At 42.4% G+C, this 19007-nt stretch carries 14 protein-coding genes; 9 read left to right on the top strand and 5 right to left on the bottom strand.

Annotated elements, in window-relative coordinates; all coding sequences use genetic code 11:
• Window positions 1–29: 29 nt before the first annotated feature.
• Together MHI32_RS19225 and MHI32_RS19220 are read left to right on the top strand one after the other, a co-directional pair.
• Entirely contained in the window at window positions 30–1118 is a 1089-nt protein-coding gene (locus tag MHI32_RS19225) for a DUF1648 domain-containing protein (protein WP_339281148.1), read from the top strand.
• Between the two features lie 210 nt (window positions 1119–1328).
• Window positions 1329–2318 carry an aldo/keto reductase family protein gene (locus MHI32_RS19220; RefSeq protein ID WP_339168509.1) on the top strand — a complete coding sequence of 330 codons (990 nt, stop codon included), beginning with the start codon at window positions 1329–1331 and terminating at the stop codon, window positions 2316–2318.
• Between the two features lie 8 nt (window positions 2319–2326).
• Here MHI32_RS19220 and MHI32_RS19215 read toward each other — a convergent pair whose 3' ends face one another.
• Window positions 2327–3226: a LysR family transcriptional regulator gene (locus tag MHI32_RS19215; RefSeq protein WP_076127169.1), complete on the bottom strand. Its 900-nt coding sequence runs from the start codon at window positions 3224–3226 to the stop codon at window positions 2327–2329.
• 205 nt (window positions 3227–3431) lie between these two features.
• Here MHI32_RS19215 and MHI32_RS19210 point away from each other — a divergent pair, with 205 nt between their 5' ends.
• The 3 genes from MHI32_RS19210 (at window position 3432) to MHI32_RS19200 (ending at window position 8697) form a co-directional block, all read left to right on the top strand.
• The gene (locus tag MHI32_RS19210) at window positions 3432–4439 is read left to right on the top strand and encodes a zinc-binding alcohol dehydrogenase (RefSeq protein ID WP_076190789.1); all 1008 of its coding nucleotides are present in this window, start codon (window positions 3432–3434) and stop codon (window positions 4437–4439) included.
• A 15-nt stretch (window positions 4440–4454) separates the two neighbouring features.
• Complete coding sequence (locus tag MHI32_RS19205) at window positions 4455–5288, top strand: sugar phosphate isomerase/epimerase (protein ID WP_076190791.1); 834 nt, start codon at window positions 4455–4457, stop codon at window positions 5286–5288.
• A 292-nt stretch (window positions 5289–5580) separates the two neighbouring features.
• On the top strand, window positions 5581–8697 hold the full coding sequence (locus MHI32_RS19200) for an ATP-binding protein (protein ID WP_340010563.1): 3117 nt from the start codon (window positions 5581–5583) through the stop codon (window positions 8695–8697).
• Here the strand turns inward: MHI32_RS19200 and MHI32_RS19195 are convergent.
• Window positions 8684–9229, bottom strand: a complete 546-nt coding sequence (locus MHI32_RS19195; protein WP_076190798.1) for a CDP-alcohol phosphatidyltransferase family protein — start codon at window positions 9227–9229, stop codon at window positions 8684–8686. The genes MHI32_RS19200 and MHI32_RS19195 overlap by 14 nt on opposite strands.
• 151 nt (window positions 9230–9380) lie before the next feature.
• Here MHI32_RS19195 and MHI32_RS19190 point away from each other — a divergent pair, with 151 nt between their 5' ends.
• Window positions 9381–10514, top strand: coding sequence for an SGNH/GDSL hydrolase family protein (locus tag MHI32_RS19190; protein WP_076182776.1), 1134 nt, complete (start codon window positions 9381–9383; stop codon window positions 10512–10514).
• A gap of 69 nt (window positions 10515–10583) precedes the next feature.
• Here the strand turns inward: MHI32_RS19190 and MHI32_RS19185 are convergent, their stop codons facing one another.
• The 3 genes from MHI32_RS19185 to MHI32_RS19175 form a co-directional block, all read right to left on the bottom strand.
• On the bottom strand, window positions 10584–12269 hold the full coding sequence (locus MHI32_RS19185) for an ABC transporter substrate-binding protein (protein ID WP_076127158.1): 1686 nt from the start codon (window positions 12267–12269) through the stop codon (window positions 10584–10586).
• 105 nt (window positions 12270–12374) lie between these two features.
• The gene (locus tag MHI32_RS19180) at window positions 12375–13985 is read right to left on the bottom strand and encodes a response regulator (RefSeq protein WP_076182774.1); all 1611 of its coding nucleotides are present in this window, start codon (window positions 13983–13985) and stop codon (window positions 12375–12377) included.
• Between the two features lie 4 nt (window positions 13986–13989).
• The gene (locus MHI32_RS19175; RefSeq protein WP_340010562.1) at window positions 13990–15801 is read right to left on the bottom strand and encodes a histidine kinase; all 1812 of its coding nucleotides are present in this window, start codon (window positions 15799–15801) and stop codon (window positions 13990–13992) included.
• Between the two features lie 144 nt (window positions 15802–15945).
• On the opposite strand from MHI32_RS19175, the gene MHI32_RS19170 reads away from it, so the two are divergent.
• From MHI32_RS19170 to MHI32_RS19160, 3 genes are all read left to right on the top strand, one after another.
• The gene (locus tag MHI32_RS19170) at window positions 15946–16902 is read left to right on the top strand and encodes an ABC transporter permease subunit (RefSeq protein ID WP_036688682.1); all 957 of its coding nucleotides are present in this window, start codon (window positions 15946–15948) and stop codon (window positions 16900–16902) included.
• 15 nt (window positions 16903–16917) lie between these two features.
• Entirely contained in the window at window positions 16918–17790 is an 873-nt protein-coding gene (locus MHI32_RS19165) for a carbohydrate ABC transporter permease (protein WP_036688680.1), read from the top strand.
• Window positions 17791–18109: 319 nt separating this feature from the next.
• The gene (locus MHI32_RS19160; protein ID WP_340010561.1) at window positions 18110–18757 is read left to right on the top strand and encodes a FusB/FusC family EF-G-binding protein; all 648 of its coding nucleotides are present in this window, start codon (window positions 18110–18112) and stop codon (window positions 18755–18757) included.
• Window positions 18758–19007: the final 250 nt, after the last annotated feature.

The following is a 19007-nucleotide window of genomic DNA, read 5'->3' as shown; positions in this document are numbered from 1 at the left end:
ACACTTATGTATAAGAGGAGGCGAATGATATGACGATAATGCCTGTTATAGTAATGATCTTTGTATTTGTACCTGCCATTGTACTCATGGTAAGCATGCCTTATTTAACAAGAGAGACGATTAGTTTTGGGGTCACCGTCAGCCCTGTACAATTCCATAGTGAGCCTCTGCGCCAGATGCGGAAGTCATATGCTAGGATTAGTGCTACCTTGCATACCATCCTATTCATTGTTTGTATCCTCTGTCTAATATACGGTGATGAACATTCCAAGCAACAAAGTTGGATCATTGTCACTTATTCACTCGCCATGGTCGGAATCTCCCTAGTCATAAACATTAGCTATCATTTCAAAATGAAAAGTTTACTACCTATGCTGCCTATTGCTCTGGAACCATCGATCATGGCAGTGGACACTGGATTTCGGAAAAGAAACATTGGCTTGTCTAATAATTGGTTCCTCATTCATGTTTTAATTACTGTTGTTAGTATTGTAACTGTGCTGCGCAACTACGATCTGATTCCTGATCAGATTCCGATCCATTACAACAGCAGTTGGAACGTAGACCGCTATGCAGCTAAATCTTTTAGTTCTGTGTTTATGCCTACGATCATGCAAGTGTTCATAACACTTTTGTTCATATTTGAGAATTGGAGTATTCGCAGAGTAAAGCAGCAGGTTCAACCCAATGATCCTAACCGTTCCATCAGACAAGACGCAGCTTACCGCCGTACTTGGTCATATTTTATGCTTACAGCAAGCTTCTTAATAGTTATCCTGTTTTCCGTCGTGCAACTAAACATGATATCTCTGCTTAACATGAGTTTCGCTATCCCTATTATCCTAATCATAATAGCCCTTGTCATCCTATACGCCTTGGCCTTAACGTTCTGGGCTGGTCAGGGCGAAAGCCGCTTGGAGCGATCTGCCGATAGCTCCAATGTCAGACCTGTCCATGACGATGATAAATGGCGATTAGGTATGATTTATTTCAATCGCAAAGATCCAAACCTAATCGTCAAGAAAAGGCTCGGAGTCGGCTGGGGATTAAATTTCGGTCACCCAGTAAGCTGGCTGTTTTGGCTCGGAATTATTGTACTGTTAGTTGTGGTGCGGTAACAAGGCTTGGAGGTTAATACTCACCGGAGTATAGGCGAAGTTAGAGTTTCGAAACAGAATATGTACCGAAAAAAACGCCTAAAGGGCGTTTTTTATTATCTTTAAGGATCTCAGTAATATCTTTTTTGAATTAAATCGCATCTTAAAGAGTATTTCTCGTATTAATATCTCTTTGTTACAATCAGATTGTTATCTAAAGGAGGGTATAAAATGAACTATCGTAAATTAGGAACGAGTGGCTTACATCTAAGTGAGATTGCTTATGGTAATTGGATTACACATGGTGCTCAAGTGGACAATGATACTGCCCATGCTTGTGTTCGCGCTGCATTGGATGTAGGGATCACAACATTTGATACTGCAGATGTATATTCCGATACGAAAGCTGAGATGGTGCTGGGCCAAGCATTAAAAGGAGTGCACAGAGCTGATATCGAATTGTGTACCAAGGTGTGCCATCCCACAGGGACGGGACGTAACGCAAGAGGTCTGTCCCGCAAGCATATTATGGAGGCGTGCCATGCTTCACTGAACAGATTACAGACCGATTACATTGATATCTATTATGCGCATCGCTTTGACGCAACAGTATCCCTTGAAGAGACCTTCTTGGCTTTTTCGGATCTGGTACGTCAAGGTAAGGTTCTCTATGTCGGGATAAGTGAGTGGACGGCGGATCAGATAGCAGAAGGTGCTGCTTTGGCGAGAGAATTAAAGGTGCCATTAGTGGCTAGTCAACCTCAATATTCGATGTTATGGCGCGTGATGGAGACGGAGGTAGTTCAAGCTTGTGAGCGGGAAGGGATTGGACAGGTGGTCTGGTCGCCGCTTGCTCAAGGGATTCTTTCAGGCAAATATATGCCAGGTCAACCATTGCCAGAGGGTTCTCGTGCTTCAACAGCTGCGGGCTCACCATTTATGAATAAATTGGCGGGTCAGTGGCTTCGGACTGAGGTGCTTGAGGCGGTCTCGAATCTCTCTTCCATCGCCAGCGAAGTTGGGTTGACGCTTCCGCAGTTGGCTATAGCATGGGTGTTGCAAAATCCACAAGTTTCATCTGCAATTATTGGGGCATCCAAACCTGAGCAGGTTATAGAAAATGCCAAAGCTGCGGGAGTTCGTCTGGATAGGGAAGTGATGTTGGAAATCGATAGGGTGCTAGAAGGACTCGTTGAACGTGATCCTAGAAAAACGGGCTGAATATTATATTATTCACCATTAATAGCTTCTGAACTCATTTGTCCTATGATCTCTAGTAACGCGGATAAGGAGGCACGATCGCAATCGGTTCTCCAAGCGGCATAAAGGGGAATCGATGGTGTGCTTTCTTCAAAGGGACGAAATGCGACACCTTCACGCTGAAAAATAGCAACTGATGAGGGCACAATGGAAACTCCAAGATTAGCAGCTACCAAGTTTACAATGGTGTACATCTGAATGGCTTCCTGTACAACATTCGGATACATGTCGTGTTGGGCGCAGAAGCTCATAATGAGGTCATGAAAAGGAGCTCCTAAATGACGTGGGAACGATATAAATGGCTCTAAAGCTAAAGAGCGAATGGATAACACCGGTAAATGAGCTAGGTGATGCTGCTCTGGCAAAACGGCAATAAGCGATTCATTGACTAAGGGACGATGCTCGATATGTTTGCCCGACTCTGTATAACGTACAAATCCAATGTGAATCGTTCCTTCATGTAAAGCCTGCCACTGCTGAGCAGACGTCATCTCATGTAATGTGAGTTGTACTTGTGGATAACGTTCCCGAAACATTTTTAACATATCAACCAATACTCCACCAGCTGCAGAATCTATAAATCCAATGTTCAAATGTCCGATAATTCCTTGATCGACTAATTGTGTTGTTTTAATAGAGCGTTCCAGTTGAGATAAAATGGATTTAGCCTCCTCTAGAAATACCGCCCCCGCTGACGTGAGACGAACTTGTCTTTTATTCCGTTCTAATAGTTTCACACCAATCTCATTCTCCAGAGCTTGAATTTGCTGGCTTAAGGGAGGCTGCGTCATATTTAGCTTCTCAGCTGCACGGTTAAAATGCAGTTCCTCTGCTACTGCGATAAAGTATTGTAATTTTTTTATGTCCATATTTTTCATTCTCCCTTGAAATGCTTCTCCAAGCAAGTATAAGGATCTTTGAACGAAAATGAAAGGAATGACATGTCGTCTCCTCACTTAAACTCTACCTCCCATCTTACTTTTAGACAAAAAAACATTTTTGCAGTCAAAGACATGATGTCTAAAAACGCATACATTTAAATAGAAAGTTTGAGGATCATGGGAGGTAATGAGGATGAAAAATAGAAAGATAATGTTTATGAGCCCACACCATGTGGAAACGGTTGAAGAGGAGCTTGTACTTAAGGCTTTAGGTGACCATGAGGTACTCGTAAAATTGATTTATTCGCTGATTAGTCCGGGAACGGAGATGGCAATGTTATCTGGCAAAGAGGATTGGGCAAAACTCCCGCTGTGTCCAGGTTATGCAAGCGTCAGTCGTATCGTAGAATGTGGTAAAGGTGTTCAGGAATTTCAAGCGGGCGATGTGGTTTTTCATTACGGAACTCATTGCGAATATCAAGTGGTTGAAGCTAGGGATGTTTTCATTCGAGTGCCGGATGCGCTAGACTTGAAATGGGTACCGTTTACCCGGATGGCTACGGTAGCTTTTACATCGATACGTGTGTCGGATATCGAACTTGGAGACAAAGTGAGTGTGACAGGTCTTGGATTGGTAGGCAATCTTGCAGCTCAATTGGCGCGTTTGCAGGGGGCTACGGTAATTGGTATGGATTTGTCCAAAGAACGGCTGCGGACCGCGCGTCAATGCGGTGTGGATTACACACTGGACAGTGGCGAAGGATTGATGAAAGAGCAGATTATGACGTTAACTAAGGGCAAGGGTGTTTCCAGTCATATTGAGGCAACCGGTGTTTCCAAAGTTGGAGTTGATAGTCTTCAATACATCGGCTCACAGGGAGAAATCATCTTTTTGGGCAGCCCGCGTGGAGAATACAATACAGATATTACGGATGTGCTTAATTACTGTCATCTGTATAACCGGGGATGCATTACATTTAAAGGTGCTCACGAATGGCGTTATCCAACAGAGCCTAATTCGTTTGTGAAACATTCCTTGGTGCGTAATTCTGGCATTGTCTTCGAGCTTATGCAACAACAGAAGCTGCACATCGAACCTTTGATTAGCCATGTCATCAAGCCGGAGCAAGCTAGCGAAGCCTATGAGGGATTAAGAACCAACAAAGATCAGTATAATGGCGTACTGTTTGATTGGTCATAAAGGGGGAGAACGACGATGATAAGAGGATTAACAACAGCGGGTTTGGGAGAAATTGCTTCTAATGAAGAATATATCAGACTTGCGAGCCAATTCGGGTTTCAGGCCATAGACGTCAATCCATTAGAGTTGGTACAGCAGTATGGCAAGGATGGGGCCATCCAATTACTGGAAAGTCATGGCATCATGCTAGGATCATTTGGTTTAGAGGTAGATTGGCGCACGACAGAGGAAAGCTTTAGGGAAAGTCTGAAATCGCTTACGCTGATGGCTGAGGCCGCTGCTGCATTAAATTGCACCACATGCTGTACCTATATTTTGCCTTCGACAGATCTTCCGGTCGCACCGTTCATGATTGCAGCCACTAGACGTTTAAGACTATGTGCAGAAATATTAGGCGCCTATGGTATTTCACTAGCCTTAGAGTTCGTTGGTCCTCATCACTTACGTACACAATGGGCAAATCCGCTAATCTGGACGATGCAAGATACGTTGGACTGGATGGATTCAATTCAAGTGAGAAATATCGGTTTGTTACTGGATTCCTATCATTGGCATACGAATGGATTAACGAGGGAGGACCTGCTGAAATTACAACCGCATCAAATTGCGTATGTCCATATTAATGATGCTAAACCTCTGCCGATAGAGGAATTGCTAGATTCCGATCGATTGTATCCAGGGGAAGGATCCATTGATCTTACCGGATTCTTGGGAAGCTTGAAAAAGATCGGGTACAAGGGCGTTATCGCTCAAGAAGTGCTAGCGCCAGCTTCATCACAAAGTTCATCTGAACTATTTTCTCGTTCCAAAACAGGCTTCGATAAAGTATTCTCATCACTGGAAATCTAACCCCATCGAATCCCACATTGGAAGGAGCGTTAAGGATGAGTCTGTTCAGTCGGACGTTCAAAACAAATGTGGGAGTAATGCCTAGTAAGTTCGCCGCGATGCGATCTGCTCTAATCAATAAATCGCAATAAAAGAATCGACCATCTGCTCTATGGGATGGTTGATTTTTTTCCTCTGAACATAGGATTACATACGTCTATAGGCCTCTTAATATAGTATAATCATACTGTATTGCTCAAAGTTGGAGATAGGGATATAGCACTATTAAATACTATTGACGAATGAGGAGTCTATGAGAACTTCGGAGAATAAAATTAAGTTAAGTCATATGTTGTACATAGTAGTATTTATCTGCCTGCTGATTGCAATACGCTGGAGCTGGTACAATCATTTTAATCTGTCTAATCCTCCTGTTGTGGAGCAAGGTGTGCTCGATTTGCGGGGAGTAGACCTTGAATCACTAAGCTCCTTTCCATTGGATGGAGAATGGGAGTTTTATCCTCAACAATGGGTGAATGCCGCCAATGTGGATAGCGTTTTAAAAGGCCAAATGCTTCAGGTGCCGGGTAACTGGAATTCTGTATTCAATTCTGCTGAGCAAAAGAAGGCGTATGGATACGGAACTTATCATTTGCGGATTCTGCTAGAACGCCCCTTGTCTGAACCACTTAGCTTTTGGTTCCAATCCATCTATACTTCTTCTGAAGTGGAGATTAATGGAACAATTCTCTCACGGTTTGGAGTGTTATCTGACGAGAAGGAAGAGCATGTTTATGTGACGAAAGCATTCTTAATTAGTTATACACCTACAGATCAGAAGCATCTGGATCTGTTTGTTCGGACGTCAAATTATGAGTCTCCACTAAAAGGAGGCATAATTCGGTCCGTGGAGTTTGGCATTCAACATGAGGTAGACACTATATACTGGAATTCCATTGGCTTGCAGCTAGTCGTAGGAGTCATGCTTCTTCTACATGGGTTGTATTTATTGATTATCTATCTGATGGATGTACGAAAAACAGAGCTGATTATTTTTTTTCTAATGATGGTCGCTGCGGCTGTATCCATTGGGGTTGAACATAATGGACTGATGTTCCGGTTTCTTCATGTTGATTTTGCCTGGATGTTGAGGTTAAAGGTTCTTTCGTATATAGGGTTTTGTTTATTCCTTTTATTGATGGGAAGGGAACTATTGGGGAATCGACGGAAAGGCAAGGCGTTTTATAGTTACATCCTGTCAGTTCTCATTTTTACTTTATTTATTATTGTAGGTCCTGAAGAGGCAGTGTTATATATCATCGGAAAAGGGTATTACATGATCCTGTATTACGTTCCAGTGTGTTGGACGGTATATTATTTTTGGAAGATGGTATCCTTACGAGCTGAAGGTGCTCTATTTTTATTGTTTTCAGTGTTAGCAGTACTAAATAATATGTTGTGGGGGGCTGTCTACTATGCCGGTAGCTCACAATTTATGTTTTATCCCGTAGATTTAATTGCTGCCCTTGCCGCATTTTCCGCCTATTGGTTTAGGAGATATTTTCATCAATCCCATCAAAATGTGTTACTGAACGCTCAATTGGCGGAATCCAATAAATTAAAGGACCGTTTTCTAGCCAATACGTCACATGAGCTGCGCACTCCACTGCATGGGATTATGAATATTGCCCAAAGTGTGTTAACAAGAAAAAAACATGTGCTGGATGAAGAGAGCCAGCGTGACATGGAATTGCTAATTATGGTCAGTCGCCGGATGTCGCTTATGCTGAATGACTTGCTTGATGTTGTGCGATTGCAGGATAAGCGGATTGTGATGAATATAAAGGCGTTGCAAGTGAGGTCATTGGCTGAAGGTGTACTGGATATGTTACGCTTCTTAACCGGTGGGACGAAGGTGGAGCTTCGAATGTCTATAGATGAGAATCTGCCTCGTGTTTATGCTGATGAGGAGCGATTGGTGCAGATTCTGATTAATTTAGTTCATAACGCACTAAAGTACACCGAACAGGGAAGTGTTGAACTGGCCGCAGAACAAGTGGGTGGGGATGTATGGATACATGTTACGGATACAGGAGTAGGTATGGATGAAGCTTTGAAAAAGCGTGTTTTTATGCGCTATGAACAAGGGGCTTACGGTCAAGGCGGCATTGGGCTGGGACTTAGCATCTGTAAGGAGCTGGTCGAACTGCATGGCAGTGAATTATTGCTGCAATCGCAGCCGGGTCAGGGAAGTAAGTTCAGCTTCAAATTACCTGTAGCCAAAGCGAGCCTGCAGTCATCTATTCCAGATTTTCATACAGAAAAAGATTCGGATCCATTGTCACCATTCAACACGTGGATAACTGCTGAGAAATCAGCTATGGTGGCTGCCGCCTATAACACAAAGGAAGTAGAGGCACTCTCGAAGCTCGATACAGACGCTGACATCATACATGTGCTAGCGGTTGATGATGATTCGGTCAATTTAAAAGTTCTGCAAAATATTTTATCAGATGGAGCTTATCGGATTGATACAACGACTTCAGCCCGTGAGGCGCTGGATATGTTGCATCATGAGCAGTTCGATTTGGTTATCGCTGATGTGATGATGCCGGGCATGTCTGGATATGAATTGACAAGATTGATACGCGAGCGGTTCACGATGTATGAACTTCCTATTATTCTATTGACCGCTCGCAGTGAGCAGGAGGATGTTTACGCAGGTTTCTTGGCTGGCGCTAATGACTATGTAACCAAGCCAGTAGATGCCATGGAATTGAAGTATCGTGCTTCGTCGCTCACTTCTATGAAGCAAGCAGTCAATGATCGTTTGAGAATGGAGGCTGCTTATTTACAAGCGCAGATCCATCCACATTTTCTCTTTAATACATTAAATTCGATTATGTCCTTGAGTGATTTTGACACTGTCAAAATGAAAGATCTTTCAGATGCATTCACTACTTATCTGCGGATCAGCTTTGACTTCTTAAATGCAGGCAAACTTGTTTCGCTGTCGCAAGAGCTGGAGCTGGTCGAGAATTATGTATATATCCAGCAGCAGCGTTTTGAGGAGAGGCTGCAGGTTGAATGGGAGGTAGACGCGAATCTACAGCTTCTAATTCCTCCGCTGACCATTCAGCCACTGGTCGAGAACGCCGTCCGGCATGGGATCTTAAGTCGGGCAAAAGGTGGAACCTTGCGTATTCACATCGAGACACATGCGGAGGCTGTTCATTTTATCATTGCTGATACGGGGATTGGAATGGATGAAGCTCAAGTCAGTAAGTTATTGCAACCAAAAAGTCTTAAGGATCAAGGAATTGGGCTCCTTAATACAGATCGGAGATTAACACAATTATATGGACAAGGCTTGAAGATTCAAAGTATTTCTGGGGTGGGAACTACGGTATCTTTCATTATTCCTGATTAGGAGGGTTATAAAACCATCCTTTTCTGTCCAGCTGTAATTGAGTGGATGTGATTTGGATGATCAATTCTTCCACGGCGGATAAGGTTGCAACTATACAGACAATGGTTGTCCAAATGGTGGGGTTACTATGGGAAAGCCATATAGGAGTTACAAATAAGAGAAGCCCGGTGAGTTTATTGCCGTAGGTATGGATACTTGCGTAAGTTTTGAATCTGCGGAGGGCAATCCCTGTCGATGTTATGCGGATGGCCGCGATCAAGAAGATCCATAGGATGAATTCGAGGGTAAGACCCAGATACGGATACAAAGTAAATAAGCAGATCCCGATTAGTATCGTGTCGGCAGCAGAATCCAGCTTTGCTCCGAGATGACTTGTTGTGCCTGATTTTCGGGCAATTGGACCATCTATCAGATCGGTGACTCCGCAAAGGATATAAATTGCAAGAAAGGCCGAACTTAGCGGCTCGAAGAATAACAGCATTATTGCCAAAATAATTCTGCCAAGTGTAATACAGTTAGGTATAACTTTCAACTCAATCCCACCTTTGTTCATGACCTCATTTAATTCTATTGTACCAGAGGAAGAGTATATGCTATTTGGAAAAGGATTAGAAGATAGTATTGAAGAAGTAGTGAAGTAGAAGTATAGATTAGGATTCTAGCGGTAAATTAGGAGGGATTTTATGAAGCAGAATACAAACTTAAAGGTACATACATTAGCTGATATCGAACATCTGAAAATTCACGGCAGAACAACAGGGTCACTTTCTCCACTAACGTTATTTTGGACAGGCAGTGCGGTCGAATTAAATGTTAAAAGTTCTGAGCTATGGCTTGAAGTAGAAGCAGATTATGATGTTTATGAACCCTGGATTAGCATCCTGATCAATTCCGTTCCTGTTAGCAGACAAATGTTAGTAGCAGGCAGGTATTGGATTTGTGTATTTAGAGGCATGAATGATCGTGTTGTCAACAATATTCGTATTGTAAAAGATGTGCAGGCAATGAGTGGAGACCCTGGCTGCTCTTTGCAGATACATGCGGTGAAGATGGATGGAAAATTCCTGCCGGTTGCGGACAAACCCCACAAGATAGAGTTCATAGGTGACAGCATCACATCCGGAGAAGGAAGTATAGGTGCCAAGGCTGAAGAAGATTGGATTCCAATGTGGTTTAGCGCCATCAACAACTATACCAGAATGACAGCAGATGCTTTAAATGCAGAATATAGAGTTATTTCTCAAAGTGGCTGGGGAGTCCTTACTAGCTGGGATAATAATCCGCACGGTAATATCCCTGATTGTTATGAGCAGGTTTGTGGTCTTCTAACTGGAGCAAAAAACGAAGCTTTAGGAGCTTTTCAAGAACATTCTTTTGAAACCTGGCAGCCAGATGTTGTGGTAGTTAATCTAGGAACAAATGATGGGGGCGCTTTTCAATCGCCAGAATGGAAAGATGAGGTAACAGGGGAGAGCCATAAACAACGCTTAAATGAAGACGGGACCTATCATGAGGATGATATACAAGCTTTTGTCGATGCCGCTGAGAAATTTCTGATGAAGCTTAGAAAAAATAATCAACATGCACATCTCGTATGGGCATATGGGATGCTTGGTATCCCGATGATGCCAGCGATCTACCGGGCGGTCGATGTTTATAGCAAGAAAACAGGGGACAAGCAGGTTTCTGTATTGCAGCTTCCAAATATGACGGATGAGACCATAGGGGCAAGAAGTCATCCGGGAGCATTAGCTCATGAACAAGCGGCAAAAGAGTTGACGGGGTATTTGAAAGGGATTCTAGCGAGCGAAAGTTAATGAGGAATTCATAAAAAAACAAGCCTGAGCGAAAGGATCACGCTCTGGCTTGTTTTTATTTACTTTAGTCTATTTGGTGGATACAGACTTGAACCATTCGTTAACTTCTTTGGTGATTTGATCACCACCATTTGCTTTCCAGTTGGAAACAAAGGAGTCAAAGGCATCTACAGGTAGCTTACCGTAAATGATTTTGTTGAAGGTTTCCATTTCGGATTGACGAAGCAGATTCCATTTGGATACCATCGTTGGTGTCGCAGCGCCAGTGAAATAGTTCTGTCTACGAATGTCTATTTGTGACATAACAACTTTTGCAGCGGCCCAGTTTTCCGGTTTACGGAACTCAGCCATTTGTTTTTCATAAGGAGTTACAGGGGTTTCACCATCAGCAAGTTTAACCAATGTCTTCATGAACAGATCAGGAATACGAGCCGGTCCAGTTAAGAAAGGAAACTCATTGGAGAAGTCTTTAATCTTCTCTTTATCACTAGTAGGCTTTCCATCAATCATGTCCCAATCGTAGCCTTTAGCAAAGCCGTATTCAAATTCACTACCAGCTGCTGGATTAGCTAGGTTATCAAGCAAGTAGTTGTAGTATAAGAAAATTGCTTCAGGGTGCTTAGCATCTTTGTTAATCATGATACTAGCGTTTACCCCAGAGTTCTGCCATTTGGTACCGATGAGTCCGTCTGGACCTGCTGGAACCGGATAAGCTTTGATCTTCGCTCCAGGTACATTTTTCATAAGATCGGGAGCCGGCCAGTCTGGAACCCAGTTTGCCCCTGGTAGAATACCTGCGGCGCCTTTTGTCCAGCTTTCAGCAGATTTACCTTCATCCCAAAGTGCTGAGTCTGTGTGAATATAACCTTTGTCCATCCACTCACTAAGCTTAGCAAGGGCTTGTTTAGCACCAGGGTTAATGGAACCGTATTCTAGATTGCCGTCGGCATCTTTATTCCATTGTTCCTCAATCGTACCGTAAGCACCGAATAACCAGTCGAGTTGGCCCATCCAGGTGTTTGTATTATTTTTCAAAGAAATCGCAAGTGGGAAAACATCTTTAGGTGCTAGACCGTCAGGGTTTTCGTTCTTAAATTTGTCCATGATATTCTCAAGATCGGCGATTGTTTTTGGAGCCTGAAGGTTCAGCTTTTCCATCCAATCTTCACGTAACCAGAGAAGAGTATCGTCATTATCAGTATATTCAAGGATCGGCATATTGTATTTCTTACCGTCTTTTGTGAATGGATACCAAAGTTCTGGGTGTGCTGCAGCATGATCTTTTAGAATTTTATTAGCATATTTGTCGAACAACTCATCGATAGCAATGAACTGACCGGAATCAATCAGTTGATTGGTCAATACTGCATTGGTTGGTACAGAAACGAAGTCAGGCAGCTTTTCGCCAGAAGCAATGGCAAGCTGAAGCTTTTGTCTGTATTGATCGTCATTGGCAGGATACCAAGTATCTTTATGCTTCATGCCCAGTGTTTCCAGCATCCAGCGATCGTGAACATTGTTTTCTTTGGTATCACCTTGAACATATTTCTTCGGCATCAATACCGAACTGAACTCGATGGGTGGATCGTATTTACCTTTTTCAAAAGCAGCATCTGCTTCAGATAAACTAGTCTCAGACGATGTGGTATTGTTTTGTTTGGCGTTTTCATTATTTCCGCCGCCACTGCCACAGGCTGTGAGTGTGATAAGTGCTGTGACCGTTAACAACGACCACATTTTTTTGAACTTGATCATTCTTTAATTCCCCCTACTGTGTATGATCTTTACAAGTGTAACTTTAACAACTAGTCGGGGATGGCATCTATATGAGATTTTTAGTTTCGATAGGACTCTATCATGCTATTTATTATTGTCTCGATATTCCTGCGGCGTTACTCCGAACTGTCGTTTGAACACTTTTATAAAATAAGCAGGGTCCATATAGCCAATCTCCATGCTGATTTCATAGACTTTTTTAGAGGTAGTCTTCAGCTTATGGCAGGCGCGATCCATGCGCAGGCGCGAGATATAATCGCTTATTCCTTCACCCGTTTCAATCTTATAAATTTTTGATAAATGAGTCGGATGGAGGTTTACATGGTCAGCCAGAACCCGTAATGAAACATCTAAATGCAGGTTTTTGTCTGTGAAATCTTGAATCTTTTTCACATATTCAGACCTGATGTCTTTAATTTCGTTAGACGTTCCCTCTTTCAATTTGCTCAGAATGCTCAGGGACCATTTTCTAAGTTTACCGATGGTCGAGAACGCTTCACCGCTTTGCAACCAACCGAGATCGTCTCCCGCTAAGTTAGCTAGAGTATGCCCATTTCGGTGTGCGAGATTCGTGAAGGATGCAGTGATTAAAAAACCGGCCTCCATGCAATGCTCCCACGATTCAGACCATTTCTCATCCAGCTCCGCGCAGACAGCGAGTAGTTTCTCTTGCGCAGCATCCCAATGCCCACTTTCAAGCAGGTGTATTAGTGTCGGCGGGGTGTAAAGGGCATCCAAAGGTCCTTGGGTAGTGGAAGGTTCAAATTCGCTGACCCGCATTACGAATTCGCGCTCGTCTCCCACGATCTGCCGGAAATAAGCTGTGGCCTGACGGAAACGGCTCGACACCTTCTCGGGAAACTGGAACCACTCGGTGATTACTATGGACAGGGAACCTTTCAGAAATTGCTTAACCTTATACTGAAGCTGTAAAGAAAGCTTTTCTAGGATGGTTTCTTTGCCGATGTCGGATCCTTTCTCTTTAAGCTGAAGCAGAAACACAAGATATCCATGTTCCTCTTTAACGCCCCAGACCTGCATAAACTCACCCATAATCTCTTCAGCCATATTGATGATGGCATATTCAATTAAGGTTTGATCATTATTGTTATAATGGCTAAATTCTTCTTCCATGCGTACAAGCATCAAAGCGCAATCGCCAGAATGGAAGGGCAAATCATAAGTTACGAGCTTCCGTTCCCATTCGCCAGCTTGAAATTGATGACCTTGCAAGGCATCAAGCAGCAGTTGACCACGTAAAAGCGGCAGATTCTCACGAAGGGTAAACTGGGTTCGTTTAAGCGAACTGATAAGTTCCCATTCTGTGTTCAATTGCTCGATGGCAGTTTTGACTGCACCGATAATTTCATCATCGGTAGGTGGCTTAAGCAAGTAATCGACGGCATTATGCTGAAGTGCTTTTTTGGCGTAATCGAACTCCGAATGGCCTGATAAAATAATACATTTGATCTTTTTATCACGTTTTCTTATCCGCTCTATTAATTCAATTCCCGTCATTTCGGGCATTTGGATATCCGAGATCACAATATCAATAGGGTTGGTATCGATAATTTGTAGCGCTTCACGTGCTGAATACGCTTTATGCACCTGTTCAATGCCTAGCGTATGCCAGGGTTTAGTCATGGCAAGATTATCTACCCAGTGTGCTTCATCGTCTACTATAATCATTTGCATGTTGTTATTCTCCTTGATGATTCTTAAATTTAGAATATTCATCCTCCGTAGGGATTTCCCAGATAATCTCTGTTCGGAAACCTCCAAGAGGGGATGGTTTAAAGGTTAGGCAGGATTGATTACCGAACAGGTGCATGATCCGCTGATTCGTATTCCAGAGCCCGCAGCCCATTTCTTCCTGCAATGGCTCCTGCATTTTACGATTCAAAGCTTCCAGCTGCTCCGGATTCAAGCCAGGTCCGTCGTCATCAATGTAGATCTTGCAGAAGCCGTTCGAAATCTCACCACTAATGCTGATCTCACCCGAAGAATACGATTTTGCCACTCCGTGAATGACTGAATTTTCCACAATAGGTTGTAGCATTAGACGTGGCACAGACTGGCTTAACATGTTCTCAGGGATTTCGATATGATAATCAATTCTGGCATTGCGCAGCTTTTGAATATCCAAATAGTTGACGAGCAGCTTGATTTCTTCATCCAGTGACGCAGTTTCCCGTTCCATTCGGGTAGTATAACGGTAGTAAGCACTTAAATTATAAGCCATGGAGACGACAGCGTCCTCATCCTTCATTTGGGCCATATTGATAATATAACCAAGGCAGTTATAGAGAAAATGCGGATTGATTTGCGCCTGCAGTTGCTTAAGTGTAGCTTCGCGGGCACGGATTTTCTCATTGAACACATTCTCTATCAGGTCTTGAATTTGATGGGACATATCATTAAAGCGATGGAATAGAAACGAAAACTCGTTCCGGCCTTCATTATGAAGACGTACAGAATAATCTCCACGCTGCACGCGCCGTAAGCCTTTAATTAGCTTTTTGATAGGATATTGAACATTTCTGTATAGTAATATGGAAGCGGAAATTCCCATAACAAACAGCAAAATCATCGAGATATAGAACAAATCCTGACTGAGCGAAATGGGTTTTAGAATTTGATATAGAGGGACAACATCTATTAAATTCCAATCCAAATAGGAGGACTTCACAGAGCTGACCAAGTAGTTCTTGCCATTGAGTTTGACTACATCCTGGGTAGTATTCTCAGGTGAGTGTTTATCCAGGTAACGAATGAGTTCTTCAGATAGCTGCTTGTCCGCACTGCGATTCAGAATTGGCGAGTTCCCTTTATGATAGAGAAAAGGATCACCTTGTCCACCTTCCTTGTACGTATCCAGCATGTTCTGAATATTCTCATAACTGAAGCTGGCCTCAATCACCAAGTTGCTTCCCGTCAACATCCCCGGCTGAGCTAAGGAATCTGTATAGAACCAGTAGAAGGATTTTAACTCGTCTTTAGATTCCAAGCTGTGATCGCCATACGTCCATTTTCCACTCATATTTCTTTTTAAGTAATCCTCATCATACCCAAATGCTCGATTGTAGTTGGAGAGGACATCTTTATTTTGCTGTGAATGTACGGCATATCTGGCAGGCCAAATATCTGCAACCCCGGATTGAAGCACCATCTTTTCCTGAATGACATACCGGGTCTGCATCTGATCATATCGATCCGCCCAAATGTTTAATCCGTTGAAGGCTCTGACATTGGGATCTCTAGAAAGGATAAGGGTGAAGTCCATCATCTGATTAATACGCGAATCAATTTGACTGGACAGAAAAGTGAGCTGCTTCGTATTGGACACCTGCAGCTCTTTGCTTACAACATCGTATGTGACGTTATTTGAAAAGGTATACATGATAATGATGGGGATGAACAAGAGTATGATCAGGCAGTTTATTTTGGCAAACAAACTAAACCGGGATTGTGTTAATTCTCTCAGGGATGTAAAGCGCTTCCAAATATTCATAAATGTACCCTCCAGATGATGTCCTAATAAAACCATATCAAGCCTAACAATGTTATATAGTCAAACCTGAGAAACGCCTGATACTATTTATAGCAGAGATCCCCATCACACACAAAATATTTTTTTTGGGAACAGGAGAGAGCTATGGAGGCTAATTCAATACAGCAGGTAGGCCTGGAAAATAAACCAAGTATAAAAAGAAAAAGAAAAAAAGGCTATAAACAACCATGGGTGCTCCACTTCATGGTATTACCGGCGGCAATTATGGTTTTTATTTTTTCTTATATCCCCATGTCAGGAATACTCATGGCATTTCAGGATTATAAGCCTGCATTAGGATTTTTTGATTCCGAATGGGTCGGACTTAAGCATTTTAGGTACATGTGGGAGAACGATTATTTCCTGCAAATTACCTGGAACACACTGTTTTTTGCTTGCTCCAAAATTGTTTTGAACCTGATTATTCCTTTTATATTCGCCTTGTTGCTTAATGAGGTAAGGAATATGGGCCTTAAAAGATCGATTCAAACACTCGTCTATCTACCGCATTTCTTGTCATGGGTTACCCTTTCAGGAATTCTGATCGATATCCTAGCTCAAACAGGGATTGTGAATCAGTTTATTTCGTCCGTTTTCGGCATAAAACCGATCTTTTTTCTAGGGGACGGCAACTGGTTCCGATTTACCATCATAGCCAGTGATGTTTGGAAAGAATTTGGTTTCAACACGATCATTTTCCTAGCTGCGCTATCCGGCATTAATCCATCACTTTATGAAGCTGCTGAAGTGGATGGGGCAGGTCGCTGGAAGCAAACGATGTATATTACCATACCAGCACTTATTCCAATTGCTATTGTAATTGCGACCTTGGCACTGGGCAATGTATTGAACGCCAACTTTGACCAGGTATTTAACCTATATAGTCCTTTGATCTATCAACAAGGGGATATCATTGATACCTTTGTGTATAGAGAAGGTCTTCTCAGCGGACAATTCAGCTTTGCGACCGCAGTTAATCTTTTTAAATCAGCAATTAGTTTAATTCTAATCGTTATTTCATACCGACTTGCCTATAGATTTGCAGGGTACAGAATTTTCTAGAAAGGATGACAACAAATGTACCATAAAACCCTTCCATATCGAATATTTAGCATATTCAATAATGTGCTCCTAACTATCCTTTCGGTGCTCTGCTTGCTGCCATTGTATCACTTACTCATGGTATCTCTTAGTGCGTCCGCCCCAGCCAATGCTGGGTTGGTCACCTTTTGGCCAATTGGCTTCACTTTGGAGGCCTATGCAAAAACTTTTAACAACACTAATTTTCTTACATCCCTGTGGGTGTCGGTAGAGCGGACAATACTAGGAACAGCACTTGCACTGGTAGTAAATACGGTTGCAGCCTATGCTCTTTCTAAGGAAACTAGAGTTTTCCGGGCGCGTAATATCTATCTTTGGTATTTTGTCGTAACCATGTTGTTCAGTGGGGGTCTGATTCCGGGATATATCCTGATTCTAAAGCTCGGGCTGATGAATTCTTTGATGGCACTTATCTTACCTGGATTGGTAGCCGTATTTAACATCATTTTGCTGCTGAACTTCTTCCGTGGTGTACCTAAGGACCTTGAGGAAGCAGCCTTTATTGATGGAGCAGGACATTTTAAGACCTTTTTGAAAATATATTTACCAGTCTCCTTACCAGTCATTGCAACAGTTTCCCTATTCATGATGGTGGGCCATTGGAACTCTTACTTTGACGGTATAATCTATATCAGAGATTCGGATAAGCTGCCGCTGGCGACGTTTATGCAGACCATTATCGTTCAGGCAGATATGTCCAAGCTTGATCCGTCAGCCGTAGCTAACTTGTCTCAACGGACCATACGGGCTTCACAGATTTTCATAAGTGCGCTACCGATATTGTTAGTTTATCCATTCCTGCAACGTTATTTTGTGACAGGGATCGTAGTCGGCGCTGTAAAAGAATAGTCAAAAAAGAGGGAGTTACTGGACTAGTCCATGTAGCTCCCTTTTTTTTGTAGGTATGGCATGCAAATAAGCATTCCCAGATGAATTGCGCCTTCTAAAATACGGTGCTATACTTTTGGCATGAAATATGCTCGGAGGTGGTACAGTGCTAATGTTGAAATGCCCATTAGCTAGAAGTTCCTCACGCAAAGCCTAATATAGGGCGATACTTTGCGTGAGGTGCGATGGATGGACTATATCGCCCAACTTAATTTTATCGTTTCTATAAATGGGCTTTGCACCTTATGAACTTTTAATATAAATAAGGGGCTGAAAAGCGATGTGTACACCATTTATTAGAAACCATCAATATAACTTAATTAAGAAACGAACGAAATTTGTTCTGCATACCCTGCGAACCGTTGCGGATCGTAGAGTCTTGGAGACTGTAAGATATAGTGCTGCTACGAACATTATTGAGGCATTTCCTTCTCTTACGGAGAATCACAAGCAGATGCTGGAACAAATATCGACCTTCGAAACTGCAGAAGATTTCCAGAGATATCTTAGTGAATTAGAACCATACCTAGAGTCATATCCGACGATTACGCTGAAGCAGATTCAGAAGCTATTCCCTAAGAATAAGAAACTGAAAGTACCTGATCTACAACTCATCGACTATCGCAACATAACGTATTTGAGTTGGATAGATATTGCCAGTAATAAATTATTCATTATCTATCCGTACGAAGGACAGTTCATTGGTATTGAGGGTAGAATCACACCAACGCACAAAAAGGGGTACTGCATGTTCTGCAATCGGCATCAAGAGCTTGCATTCTTTTATGTTAAGACCAAGAATGTGAACGTTTCGCCGGATAATATTTCTGCTGTGGGTCAATACGTATGTCTGGATAATCTGGAATGTAATCGGAGCATAACCGATACAGCTAAGCTTGAGAGGTTCATTCTCTCTGTCCGCAAATAATGTTTAGAAAAGGCTCCCTTAGTGGGAGCCTTTTTTGTTAAAAATATTGTCAGGATATAGACAATTCGTTTCATTGAAGCAATGGGGCACGACATTAGTGGATATAATGAGATTCAAGGGCCGAATGAATAATATAAGCGTTTACAAACAGAAAATTCGAGTGGTTATAAAAATAGTCAGAAAATTTCCATATGACGTGCTTTGTTACTTAAGCTATAATGAGGTCTAAAAAAGAAAACGGGGCGTTATA

This window comes from Paenibacillus sp. FSL H7-0690, assembly GCF_037980415.1.
GTDB classification, from domain to species: Bacteria; Bacillota; Bacilli; order Paenibacillales; family Paenibacillaceae; genus Paenibacillus_AQ; species Paenibacillus_AQ odorifer.
The sequence above is the reverse complement of the archived record's forward strand: the minus strand, read 5'-3'. Positions and strand labels throughout refer to the sequence as shown.